This is a genomic window from Pseudidiomarina sp. PP-1MA, assembly GCF_041200125.1.
GTDB lineage: Bacteria > Pseudomonadota > Gammaproteobacteria > Enterobacterales > Alteromonadaceae > Pseudidiomarina > Pseudidiomarina fusca.
The window spans coordinates 2,190,905-2,202,853 of sequence record NZ_CP165718.1; the positions used below are offsets into that span (position 1 = coordinate 2,190,905).

At 47.1% G+C, this 11,949-nt stretch carries 14 protein-coding genes; 5 read left to right on the top strand and 9 right to left on the bottom strand.

Annotation, left to right across the window (positions count from 1 at the left end; translation table 11 throughout):
* Nucleotides 1-25: 25 nt before the first annotated feature.
* From panP to mpl, 6 genes are read right to left on the bottom strand one after another with little or no spacing between them, the layout of a single operon-like run.
* On the bottom strand, nucleotides 26-1,678 hold the full coding sequence (gene panP / locus AB8S08_RS10365; RefSeq protein WP_110075893.1) for a pyridoxal-dependent aspartate 1-decarboxylase PanP: 1,653 nt from the start codon (nucleotides 1,676-1,678) through the stop codon (nucleotides 26-28).
* 37 nt (nucleotides 1,679-1,715) lie between these two features.
* Entirely contained in the window at nucleotides 1,716-2,420 is a 705-nt protein-coding gene (locus AB8S08_RS10370) for an SAM-dependent methyltransferase (RefSeq protein ID WP_313932788.1), read from the bottom strand.
* Nucleotides 2,417-3,199, bottom strand: coding sequence for an ABC transporter permease (locus tag AB8S08_RS10375; RefSeq protein ID WP_313932787.1), 783 nt, complete (start codon nucleotides 3,197-3,199; stop codon nucleotides 2,417-2,419). Before AB8S08_RS10375 ends, AB8S08_RS10370 begins: the two co-directional genes overlap by 4 nt.
* A gap of 4 nt (nucleotides 3,200-3,203) precedes the next feature.
* Nucleotides 3,204-4,139 (bottom strand): ABC transporter ATP-binding protein, encoded by a 936-nt coding sequence (locus tag AB8S08_RS10380; protein ID WP_369742690.1) that lies wholly within the window; start codon nucleotides 4,137-4,139, stop codon nucleotides 3,204-3,206.
* 3 nt (nucleotides 4,140-4,142) lie between these two features.
* Nucleotides 4,143-4,763 carry a flavin prenyltransferase UbiX gene (locus tag AB8S08_RS10385; RefSeq protein ID WP_369742691.1) on the bottom strand — a complete coding sequence of 207 codons (621 nt, stop codon included), beginning with the start codon at nucleotides 4,761-4,763 and terminating at the stop codon, nucleotides 4,143-4,145.
* Nucleotides 4,764-4,815: 52 nt separating this feature from the next.
* Nucleotides 4,816-6,156, bottom strand: coding sequence for a UDP-N-acetylmuramate:L-alanyl-gamma-D-glutamyl-meso-diaminopimelate ligase (gene mpl, locus AB8S08_RS10390; protein ID WP_369742692.1), 1,341 nt, complete (start codon nucleotides 6,154-6,156; stop codon nucleotides 4,816-4,818).
* A 146-nt stretch (nucleotides 6,157-6,302) separates the two neighbouring features.
* Between mpl and AB8S08_RS10395 the strand changes: the two genes are divergently transcribed.
* The 5 genes from AB8S08_RS10395 to AB8S08_RS10415 all read left to right on the top strand — a co-directional run bounded on the left by AB8S08_RS10395 (nucleotide 6,303) and on the right by AB8S08_RS10415 (nucleotide 10,327).
* Entirely contained in the window at nucleotides 6,303-7,277 is a 975-nt protein-coding gene (locus tag AB8S08_RS10395) for a class 1 fructose-bisphosphatase (protein ID WP_313932785.1), read from the top strand.
* A gap of 78 nt (nucleotides 7,278-7,355) precedes the next feature.
* A complete protein-coding gene (ppa, locus tag AB8S08_RS10400; protein ID WP_110075899.1) occupies nucleotides 7,356-7,883 on the top strand; it encodes an inorganic diphosphatase in 528 nt (175 codons plus the stop codon).
* A gap of 8 nt (nucleotides 7,884-7,891) precedes the next feature.
* Nucleotides 7,892-8,590, top strand: a complete 699-nt coding sequence (locus tag AB8S08_RS10405) for an ABC transporter ATP-binding protein (protein WP_110075900.1) — start codon at nucleotides 7,892-7,894, stop codon at nucleotides 8,588-8,590.
* Nucleotides 8,583-9,836: an ABC transporter permease gene (locus tag AB8S08_RS10410; protein WP_369742693.1), complete on the top strand. Its 1,254-nt coding sequence runs from the start codon at nucleotides 8,583-8,585 to the stop codon at nucleotides 9,834-9,836. The genes AB8S08_RS10405 and AB8S08_RS10410 overlap by 8 nt, the downstream gene beginning before the upstream one ends.
* A complete protein-coding gene (locus AB8S08_RS10415) occupies nucleotides 9,833-10,327 on the top strand; it encodes a DUF3299 domain-containing protein (RefSeq protein ID WP_313932783.1) in 495 nt (164 codons plus the stop codon). The genes AB8S08_RS10410 and AB8S08_RS10415 overlap by 4 nt, the downstream gene beginning before the upstream one ends.
* Nucleotides 10,328-10,351: 24 nt before the next feature.
* Here AB8S08_RS10415 and AB8S08_RS10420 read toward each other — a convergent pair whose 3' ends face one another.
* From AB8S08_RS10420 to AB8S08_RS10430, 3 genes are read right to left on the bottom strand one after another with little or no spacing between them, the layout of a single operon-like run.
* Complete coding sequence (locus AB8S08_RS10420) at nucleotides 10,352-11,101, bottom strand: TIGR04219 family outer membrane beta-barrel protein (RefSeq protein WP_110075903.1); 750 nt, start codon at nucleotides 11,099-11,101, stop codon at nucleotides 10,352-10,354.
* 14 nt (nucleotides 11,102-11,115) lie between these two features.
* Nucleotides 11,116-11,541, bottom strand: a complete 426-nt coding sequence (locus AB8S08_RS10425; protein ID WP_110075904.1) for a copper chaperone PCu(A)C — start codon at nucleotides 11,539-11,541, stop codon at nucleotides 11,116-11,118.
* A 35-nt stretch (nucleotides 11,542-11,576) separates the two neighbouring features.
* On the bottom strand, nucleotides 11,577-11,888 hold the full coding sequence (locus AB8S08_RS10430; protein ID WP_153826813.1) for a hypothetical protein: 312 nt from the start codon (nucleotides 11,886-11,888) through the stop codon (nucleotides 11,577-11,579).
* Nucleotides 11,889-11,949: the final 61 nt, after the last annotated feature.

An 11,949-nucleotide genomic window follows, 5' to 3' on the forward strand; every position in this document is an offset into this window, starting at 1 on the left:
CTTAAAACTCATGGTTAGGTACTGATTAGCGTTCGCGCACCAAACCCAGTTCACGAAGCTCAGTAAATAAAGCACCACGTAAACTCATCGCCTGTTCGGCTATCTCGCGTTGCTCTTGAAGGATTTCTGCGAGCATCTCATGAGTTGTTAGAGGATTCGCTAATACCACTCTAAACACTACTGTAGGCTCACGATGATATTGTGCGGGAGTCAGCTTAGTACGCGACACGAATGAGCTTCCCGTTTCACGTTGGCGCTTCTGAATAAACCTGGTCAGTGCATTCAAATGAGGGGTAATGCGACGTACTTGCTCAGCATTAAGGCCTGCCAATAACGGCTTAATACGAGCGGGGACAAACCGATAGGTTAGAATGCATAGCTCGGGTTCAGTCACCACTTCAAAATCGTCTTGTGCGGCAATCAAGCGCGCAAAATCTTTAGCCTTGGCTAAGCTTTGATCAATTAACAATTCGTAGCCGCGCCGGCCCATGACATGTAGCGCAGAATACACCAACATGGCCATCCCCGGCCGCGAGCCTTCCATGGTGTGTGCACCTAAATCTTTTGAACCATGGCGAATAATATACTCGGCATGATGCTCTATCGCACGCACCATGCTTGGATCACGGAAGAGCACCATGCCAGCGCCCATCGGCACGTACATCTGTTTATGCGCATCAATAGTGACACTGTCGGCTCTCTCAATGCCATGTAACAATTGGCGATGATTGTTCGACAGCAAGGTAGCCCCACCCCACGCGGCATCTACATGAAAGTGAGCACCAACCTCGCTCGCCACATCGGCCATTTTGTCGAGTGGATCTATGTGTCCTGTTTCTGTGGTGCCCGCTACCCCAATGATCGCTAATACTTGCCCACCATCGGCTTGAACCGCAGCACAAGCCTCACGTAGCGCATCTATCTTGATCCGATTATTCTCGTCGGTAGCAACCGCTATTAAATTTTTTCTTCCGATCCCTAACACATCAGCAGCTTTGCCCAGCGAGTAATGACCACGCTCAGACACCATAATAGTCAGGCGCTTGTAGCCATAATGCAGTAATCCCGCTGCGAGCCCTTCACTGGCAATACCGGCGAAGCCTGTCGTAGGTTTTAGTAATAGATTACGTGCTACCCACAGAGCTGTCATATTAGCCACAGTCCCGCCCGAGCACATAGCTCCGAGCGAGTGCTGGGCGCTATGCATCCAGCGCTGATAGAAAGCTGCATCTTGTTGGTAAACGAGGTGATGAAGCATACCCAAGACATTGCGTTCGAGCGGGGTAAAGGCCTTCGAGGTTTCAATTTTGACTAGGTTTTGGTTTAAACCCACCATCAGCTTAGCTAGTGGCAACAAAAAATATGGCAGTGCTGAGGTCATGTGCCCAATAAATCTTGGCGAACTAGTATGCACTGAGTGAGCCACTAAATTATTTAATAAAAACTCAGTGTGATCCGATACATACTGCGGCTGCTCAGGAATTTCGCTGGCATTAAAGTTTTGCTCAATCTCATGCAAGGGCTTTTCGCGGGCGACGATGTGCTCGCCTAAAAAGCCCATAAGATTTTCACTGAGGTGCTTCTCTATCTTCCCGAGGGTAGAGTCTGGCGCCTCAGGAATGGTGAATATTTTTAGCAGCGCCTCTTGGCTTACTTCTGCAAAATGACTGTCACTCAAGCGTATTTCCTTGTGATTACCCGCGCATAAAAGTGCACTATTCTGCCTCGATTGCAGAAAAATAGCGACCGTCTTCTGGCAGCTTAGCGGACAACTCCCAAAGTTGCTGTCCACTGCGCTGATACTTACGCTCAAACGGCGTCATTGCCTCATGCTTAGCTAGCAAAGGTGTTAGCTGTGCAGCACAATTAACCAGCGCCAAACTACTTGCCACTTCAGTTAAATAGGTCACCCAATTAGAGCGCATGACCAAAGTACCCCCTAAGCCTAGTACATAAGGCCAGACCGGGCTACCATGCCAGCGACGACTAAAATGTGAGGCTTTAGGCCAAGGGTTGGGATACAGAATATAGTGTTTGTCTAACTGCCAATGCGCTGCTACTGCTAGTCGCCAGAAATCATTCAAATCCGCCCGAACTAATAGATAACGCTGGCCGGCTGCGGCAGTTGCGTATTGGGCATGACGGCCTAAGCGGTGAGCTGATTTATCGACCCCGATAACTAATGCATCAGGATGCTGCTCGGCTATCCAAGCAGTGCTTTCGCCGACACCACAACAAGAGTCAAGAATCAGTGGCCCTTGCCAATCTGCTACTAACTGTTGCGCCTGCTCAAAAGCCTCGCGATTATGCGCTTGAATCGGCTTACGAAAAGGCGAGCGCAAATGGCGCATCACCACACTAACTAAATCGTCATGATTACCATGCTGATTGGTAGTAACGGATCTTGATTCATGATTCACGAACGAATCCCCGCGCCCCGTTGCAGCAGCGTATAAGCAAGAGCAAAAAGAATCAGGTTAAAGCCTATGAGTAATCCTAGGGCAAGGCCGATATTGACGTCAGTCACACCTAAAAAGCCATATCTAAATGCGTTCACCATGTACAACACAGGATTGATTTGCGCAATGTTTTGCCAAATCTCTGGCAGCATACTAATGCTGAAGAAAACCCCGCCTAAATAGGTTAATGGGGTTAATACAAAGGTTGGGACAATAGATATGTCATCAAATGTTTTTGCATGCACTGCGTTAATCAAACCACCTAAACTAAATAAAGTTGAGGTTAACACCACGGTTAAAATAAGAATGCCCGCATGATAAATTTGAATATTGTCGACAAAAATAAAAGACACAACCGTCACAATACAAGCCACAATCAAGGCGCGCGCTAAGCTTCCGCCCACATAGCCGGCAATAATCACCGCACTAGACACCGGCGCGACAAGCATCTCTTCAATATTGCGTTGAAATTTTGCACTGAAAAACGAAGATGCTACGTTCGAATAGGAATTGGTTATCACCGACATCATTATCAGCCCAGGGACAATAAATTCCATGTAGGGAATACCATTCATGCCGCCTGATGCATCAATTCGAGTACCAATAATATTACCAAAGATGACAAAGTATAAAGTCATGGTAATGGCTGGTGGGACTAGGGTTTGCACCCAAATGCGCAAAAATCTTGTGCATTCTTTTATCCAAATAGTTTTTAATGCGGTATAAGTTAACGAAGCCATGTAATTAAGCTGCTCCTTGTGGCTTACGGCCTTTTTCGACCAGGTTAACGAAAAGTTCTTCTAGACGATTTGCCTTGTTGCGCATAGACAACACTTGTATCGATTGAGCCGTGAGTTGTTCAAACACTGGATTCAAACCTTGGCTCTTTTCAACATCAACCTCAATGCTGTGATCATCAATTGCACGCCAAGTAAAACCCTCTAAGGTGGCACTAGTCACACCCGCTGGATACTCAACATCCAGCACAAAAGTTTCCATATTGAGAGTGGCTAAAAGCTTTTTAATCGATGTGTTCTCGATAATCGAGCCTTGGTCGATTATGGCAATATTGCGGCAAAGACTTTCCGCTTCTTCCAAATAATGCGTGGTAAGAATAATGGTAATTCCCTGCTTGTTTATCTCGGTCAAGAAATCCCACATGCTGCGGCGCAACTCAATATCAACGCCCGCGGTCGGCTCATCTAAAATAAGTAACCGCGGCTCATGAACTAATGCCCGCGCTATCATCAGGCGGCGCTTCATTCCACCCGACAGCATCCGCGCCGGTGCATTGCGTTTTTCCCACAAGCTTAGCTGCTTCAGATATTTCTCTGCACGCTGTTTAGCAAGCTGTCGCGGCACTCCATAATAACCGGCCTGATTAACCACAATCTGCTGTACCGTCTCAAACTGGTTAAAATTAAACTCTTGCGGAACCAGACCAATTTGCCGTTTTAAGGCAACTAACTCGGTGTCTAAATCATGGCCAAACACACATACTTTGCCCGCTGATTTATTAACTAATGAGGAGATAATTCCAATTGTGGTTGATTTACCAGCACCGTTAGGCCCCAGTAATGCAAAGAAATCCCCTTCAGCAACATCCAAATCAATGCCCTTCAATGCCTCATGTCCACCTTTATAGGTTTTCTTTAAACCGCGAATAGATAACGCTTGCATAACTTATTTAGGCTCCTGTCCATAACCCCAACGCGGCTGTAATTGCTGCGCTAAGTTAAGATGATCGAGTATACGGGCCACCACAAAATCAACCAAATCAGCAATGCTTTGCGGTTGATGATAAAAACCTGGTGCGGCTGGCATGATGGTGACTCCCAACTGGGCTAATTTTAACATATTCTCTAGATGAATAGCCGATAGCGGCATTTCTCGAGGCACTAAAATAAGTTGCCCTCGCTCTTTGATAACAACGTCTGCTGCGCGTTCTATCAAGGTATCGCTTGCGCCGTGAGTGATGGCTGATAAAGTTCCTGTTGAGCAAGGGCATACCACCATCTTCTTTGGCGCTGCTGAGCCCGATGCGACCGGCGCGAACCACTCGTCTTTGCCATACACTTTCAGTTGTTCTGCTGACACCGAAAAATGCTCACACAAGGCCGCAGCCAAAGCTTTCGGATTTGCCGGTAACTGCCACTCTAATTCGGTTGCAAATACCACTCGGGCGGCACTCGACATTAACAAGTGAACCTGTTGCTGCTGTTCTAATAAGCAAGCAATCAGGCGCATTGCATAAGGTGCTCCAGAGGCGCCGGTAATGGCCACGGTAACTTGCTGGGCAGTCATGTCAAACTCCTTTGTTGAATAAGGCTATGAGTTACAAAAACAGTGGTCCAAACTAAGCCAATGCCTGCAGCAACCGCTGATGGATCTGGCCAAACCCGCCATTACTCATCACCACGATGTGGTCACCTGCTGCTGTGGCCGCCACAATCTGATCGACTAAGTGCTCGATTGAGTCGGCGACCTGCGCCTGCGGGACCAGCTCAGCCACAGACCACTGTAAGCCCTCAGGCTGAAGCATAAACACTAGGTCTGCCGTTGCTAGCGCCGGTGCTAATTGGTCGGCTAACACGCCTAGCTTCATCGTGTTTGAACGCGGCTCTAGTACGGCCAAAATCCGCTGTTGGCCCACTTTGGCACGCATTCCTGCCAAAGTCGTAGCAATCGCCGTTGGATGATGAGCAAAATCATCATACACAGCCACCTCTGCCGCTACCCCTTTTAGCTCTAAGCGGCGCTTGGTGTTGCGGTATTGTTTAAAAGCAGCACAGCTTACCGCAGCGCTCACGCCCACATGCTGGGCTGCCGCAATAGCCATTAAGCCATTGTAAACATTGTGGGTACCGATCAACGACCAGTGTACTTCACCCTGTTTTTGACCTTGCCAATAGACCGCAAAAGCACTGCCGTCAGCTTCGATTAACTTTGCTTGCCAGTCGCCCGAAACGATCCCAACCGTACTGGTCTCACTCCAGCAACCTTGCTGTAAAACCTGCTCTAGCGTCTCTGTTCCAGCCGGATAGAAGATTTTTCCATACCCAGGGACCACTCTAACTAGATGGTGAAACTGACGTTGAATCGCTGCTAAGTCGGGAAAAATATCAGCATGGTCAAATTCGAGATTATTCAAAATGAGTGTTGATGGGCAGTAATGCACGAATTTAGAGCGCTTATCAAAGAATGCGGTATCGTATTCATCGGCTTCGATAACAAAAAAATCGCTCTCGCCCAAGCGCGCCGACTGCTCAAAATTAGCCAGCACTCCACCAACTAAAAACCCTGGTTTTAACCCTGCATAATCAAGTAACCAAGTGAGCATGCTAGCCGTAGTCGTTTTACCATGGGTGCCAGCCACCGCCAGCACCCAACGTTGCTGCAGCACTTCATCATGGAGCCACTGCGCCCCCGAGCGATACGGGATGCGTTGGTTTAACACTGCTTCTACCGCTGGGTTACCACGACTCATGGCATTACCAATGATCACTAAATCAGGCCGCGGCTGGAGCTGTGCCGGATCATAACCTTCGATTAACTCAATGCCGAGTGCCCGTAATTGGTCACTCATCGGCGGATAGACCTGAGCATCACTCCCAGTAACCTGATGACCCAGCGCCTTAGCAATGGCGGCGATGCCTCCCATAAAGGTTCCGCATATGCCGAGTATATGAATATGCATGATGTGTCTCATTGCAGCAAAAAGGCTAGTGTACCACGGGCATGAAAATGCGCGAATTTCTGTGCAGGCAATTTGCCTAAAAATGCGGTAAACTTAGCAGCGTTTTTGCCACCTATCCGTAACACCAGCTACTGTACGAGGGTTTCATGCAACGCTTAATTCCGACCTTGCGCCAAGATCAGGTCGACGAGGCTTTAATTTCAGTTATTCATTCTTTGCAAATTACTGCGAAAGAAATTTCTTTCCGAGTTGGCCAAGGTGATTTAGCCGGTGTCCTCGGCTCAACCCTGTCAGAGAATATTCAAGGCGAAACCCAAAAGAAACTCGACATCCTATCCAACCAGCTCATTAAAGATATTTTGCTGGAATGCGGCCATGTGCGTGCCGTCGCTTCAGAAGAAGAAGAAGGAATCGTGTTGGGCCATGAAAATGGCGAGTACTTGATTGCGTTTGATCCGTTAGATGGCAGCTCAAATATTGATATCAACAGTATGGTTGGTACCATTTTCTCGATTTTGCCCGTTCCGGAAAATAATTCAGGCACTGCGGATATGTTCCTGCAGCCAGGTCGCAACCAAGTTGCCGCAGGATACATTTTGTATGGCCCATCTATCATGATGGCTTTAACGACCGGCAAGGGCGTTAAAATTTTCACGTTAGATCAGACCGTTGGTGAGTTTTTACTAACTAAACGTGATTTAGCAATAGCCCCTGATACTTCTGAGTTTGCCATTAATATGTCCAATTACCGTCATTGGCAAGAAGGCATGCAACTCTACGTTGATGATTTGCTAGCAGGTACCAGTGGGCAGCGTAGCAAGAACTTTAATATGCGTTGGGTTGCCGCCATGGTGGCGGATGTGCACCGTGTGCTTATTCGTGGTGGCATCTTTCTGTATCCTTGGGATGCACGCTCGATTGATAAGCCCTACAAGCTTCGCTTGATGTATGAAGGTAATCCGATGGCCATGCTCGTAGAGCAAGCTGGCGGTCTAGCTCATAGTGGCGACATGGCTATTTTGGATATTCAACCAACTGATATCCACCAGCGAGTCGGCATTATTCTTGGTGCGCGCAATGAAGTGAATGCTTGTTTAGGCTATTTGAAAGCTTCGCAATAGCACCAGCAGCCTTTATAATAGGGCCCATTAGAAGAATTTAAGTTATCGTCATTTAAAACTAAGTAAACAGGACCTTTCATGAGCTTAAGTAATGTAAGCGCAGGTAATAACCTGCCAGATGAAGTAAACGTAGTTATCGAAATTCCGGCCAATGCCGACCCAATCAAATATGAAGTTGATAAAGAAACTGGCACCTTATGGGTTGACCGTTTTATGTCTACTCCAATGTTCTATCCGTGTAACTACGGTTTTGTTAACAATACCTTATCGTTAGATGGCGACCCAGTTGATGTGTTAGTACCTACGCCGTATCCGCTGCAAGCTGGTTCTGTGATTAAGTGTCGTCCGGTTGGCGTATTGAAAATGACTGATGAATCTGGTGAAGATGCTAAGGTCATTGCAGTACCAGTGAGTAAATTAACGAAAGAATACGATCACATTCAAAATGTTGATGATTTGCCAGAGCTATTAAAAGCGCAAATCACTCACTTCTTCGAGCGTTACAAAGAGCTTGAGAAAGGAAAATGGGTGAAAGTTGAAGGTTGGGGCGATATCAACGCTGCCAAAGAAGAAATTATGTCTTCGTTCGAGCGGGCGCAGAAATAAGAACCGCTATGGGCACCTGTATTGCAGTAAAACATCTCGAGTTTCGCTGGCCGGGTGCCCCTTCTCCCCTGCTGACAATCCCATCATTGACCATAGCTCGTGGTGAGCGAGTCCTCCTTCGTGGTGCCAGTGGTTCGGGTAAGTCTACCTTACTGAGCTTGATTGCCGGCGTGCACCAAGCCCCAGCTGGGCAACTCGAAGTCTTAGGACATGATCTTGGTCGGCTTAGCCAACACCGCCGTGACCAATTACGGGCTAATGAAATCGGCTATATTTTTCAGCAGTTTAACTTGCTACCTTTTCTTAATGCAGAAGAAAATGTCACGTTAGCAAGCCAATTTGCACCAGCTCGGCGCAAACGTGTGCAAAACCCTCAGCAGCATGCCCAGTCCTTGCTAAAACAACTGGGCCTAGCTGCGGCAGACACCCAGCGCTTGGCTAGCCAATTGAGCGTCGGCCAACAACAACGCGTGGCTGCTGCACGAGCCTTGTTTGGGGCGCCTTCTCTGATCATAGCCGACGAGCCAACATCAGCATTAGATGCCGAGCATCGAGACGAATTCATTCAGGTGTTATTCAAAGCTTGTGCTGCCAATCAAACCACACTGCTCTTTGTTACGCACGATCAAGGCCTAGCGCCAATGTTTGAAAGAACCATTGAACTTAGCGATATCAATCACGCACGTAAGGATGATGGCGATGCTTAAATTGGCTTGGGCTAGCTTACGTAATCGTCGTGCCAGCGCTATCCTCACGATTCTGGCAATAGCTATCAGTACGCTCCTGCTCTTAGGAGTAGAACGGGTGCGCGAACAAACCCAAGCTAATTTTGCTAACACCATTGCTGGCACTGATTTAATTGTTGGTGCCAGAACAGGATCAACCCAACTGCTATTAAGCAGCGTGTTTCACATAGGCAGCCTGAATAACACCCTAAGTTGGGATAGTTATCAGTATTTAACTAAGTTGCCCGGAGTTAAGTGGCATATTCCCATGGCTCTTGGCGACAGCGTGGCAGGCTATCCGGTAGTAGCAACCACCAGCGATTTCTTTAGCTATTTTCGTTATGGTGATGGACTCTCTCTAAAACTCGCTAAGGGTACTGTCTTTAGCGAAATGAACCAGGCCACTCTGGGTGCCGAGGTGGCAGCCCGACTTGGCCTACAGCAAGGCGATCCGCTCACCTTGGCACATGGCAGTGGCGGTATCAGTTTTAGTGACCACGATCAGCACCCCTTTGTGGTGAGTGGCATTTTGAATCGTACTGGAACCCCCGTCGACCAAGCTGTCTATATTCATCTTGAAGGCCTTGGTCTCTTACACGGTGAGTTTGATCCCGAGCATAGCGCAGATCACGACCATGATGATCACCATGACCACGCTAGCCATGCACCACCTGTTTATACGTTAAGTGCTGTCCTAATTGGGCTGGAAGCGCGTCCTTTAGCCTTGCGTATGCAACGACAAATCAATACCTACAAGAATGAACCACTCACTGCAATTATGCCCGGAATGGCGTTAACCGAATTGTGGCGCACCTTAGCTCTATTCGAACAAGCACTGCTAGCGATCGCCGCGCTCGTCGTCGCAACCGGTCTATTAGGAATGCTCACAACACTTTTGGCTAGCTTGCGCGAACGGCGCCGAGAAATGGCCGTGCTGCGAGCCCTTGGGGCCGGACCATTTAGTATTTTTAGCCTCCTGGTGAGCGAAGCTATGTTGCTTACCGTCATTGGCGTTAGTACTGGGGTTTTGTTACTGTTCTTAGGGTTAATGCTGGGTAGCGATCTATTACTCACTCACACAGGTATGTTGTTAAGAGCAAGCCCTTTAACAAGTAACGAATGGGTATTACTGGCAGCCATTTTAGCTGCTGCTTTAATATTGAGTTTAATCCCTGCATGGCGAGCCTTCCGCAATGCACTAGCTGATGGTTTAACAATTAAATTATGATCAAACTTCGTCAATATGTTGCGTTATTACTGGTAAGCTTGGCGGCAATCGTGCCGGCTTTCGCTGCCGATGACTATGTGAATACACAGTGGAAAGAACTGGTTCCCCCAGGTTATAAGCCCCCGCCTGTTCGAAGCCAAGCTTTTTATGATGCCAATCCCGAATTAGCTAATCAACCTGAGCTTGATGCCCCTATGGTAGCCGAGCTAGATGGCAAGAAAATAAAGATTCCCGGGTACGTGGTGCAGTTAGAAGGTGACGCAGAAAAAGTTACGCAGTTTCTGTTAGTTCCTTATTTTGGCGCTTGTGTACACGTGCCACCACCACCACCAAATCAAATTGTGTTGGTTGATTTTGCTGAAGGGGTGAAGTACGAAGATACTTTTGATGCCGTATGGGTAGAAGGAGTAATTAAGGTTGAACGCGTGGAAGGGGATGTAGCCGTGGTCGGCTATCGAATGACAGCCGCCACAGTAACTCCTTATTATTAAGGCTCCCATCAACTTACAGAGCGCTTAGAAATGGATTTCTAAGCCAAGGTAAGGGCCTTTAAACTGAATATCTGAATAGATATTATCTAAGTCATCTAATTCAATCGTGATATCTCGGTAGCCCAGTTGCAGATTTAAATTCACCGCCAAGCTATCTACTAAGCGATATTCAATACCAGCTTCAATGTCACGTACACTGCTATCGTCAATAGAAACCGCATTGGCTAAGCCATATAGCGTAAGGTCTGTGGCAGGAATACCAACCCGCACTTGAGCATAACCGGTTGGGATCCAACCGTCGGCATCTAAACTGTTTTCGGCAGTAGCGTCTCTTACTGCCAATAAACCATCCACTTGCTTCGCAGTTATGCCTAAATCAACACTCAGTAAATCGTTATCAAAAATTTCATAGTACAACGTGTAGTCAGTATGGGTTAAATCGACACTGCTGTTTAGGGTTGTGCCCGCACTGTAACCAATGCCGTTATAACTAAAATCGCTACCAAGCGTGGTGACACCGTAGGTCGTTAAATCGTTGCGGCGCACCTTAAAGTTTGGCAATAATGGAATCGGATGCTCTAGTGCGACGTAAAAACTATTTTGCGTTTCGTCGGCAAAATTAAATCCTTGAGTACCATTACCCGAGCCAAAATTACCCGAGTTACTGGTATCCCAATATTGGCCACCGGCATAAATCCCTAAAATGGTATCTGCTTGTGCATTGGCACCTAACAGCAATGCGGGTAGTACTAACGCAGTAGCTAGTTTTCTCATTAATGCTCATCCTTTCATCGTATTGTTTTGACTACAGCAGTCATAGTGGCTGTATCACCATCATTAAACTCTAAAACAAAATCAACCGTTTCGCCTGGCTTAAACGCTTTTTTTACACCAAATAGCATCAAGTGATAGCCGCCCGGCTGAAACACTAGGGTCTGATTGGGCTCTATCACTAATTCTGGTACTCTGCGCATCCGCATCATACCATCACGCATAACGTGTTGATGTACCTCGGTGGCCCGAGCAGCATCAGTATTGGCACCGATCAAGACGACTGGTGCAGCCGAGCTATTACTGATCGTAAAATAGGCTGCTCCGTTCTCAGTACCAGGAATGGATTCTTTCATCCATACATTACTGATTTCTACTTCTGCAGCCGCAACTAGGTTAATACCACCACCAAGAAATACCAGTGCCAATAGAATACGCCACATGATTTTGCTCACCTTGTTATTATTTGATAACAAGTTTACACAGTTTTAGGGCGTTTTCGTACCATTAGATAGATAATAAAACCGACCAATAAATAGGGCCATAACCAACTAAATAAGACCGCAGCTAAAGCGACACCGGCTGCGAGTAGCGCTACTGCAACACTACCACCAACCACTAGCACCGCACCAAATACGACAGCCGCGATGGTAAGTATCAATAATCCAGCGAAGCCAACACTGAAAATCACTCCAATAATAGCCCCAACAATAGCCAATAGTTCATCGCCAAAAACAACTAAGGCAAATAATCCTAACAGTATCCATAACCATGATGATTGTTTGTTCATTGCTTATCCTCTAAAAGATAGAAACTTCACTAGGTATCAAGCAATTACCATGCCGAAATTA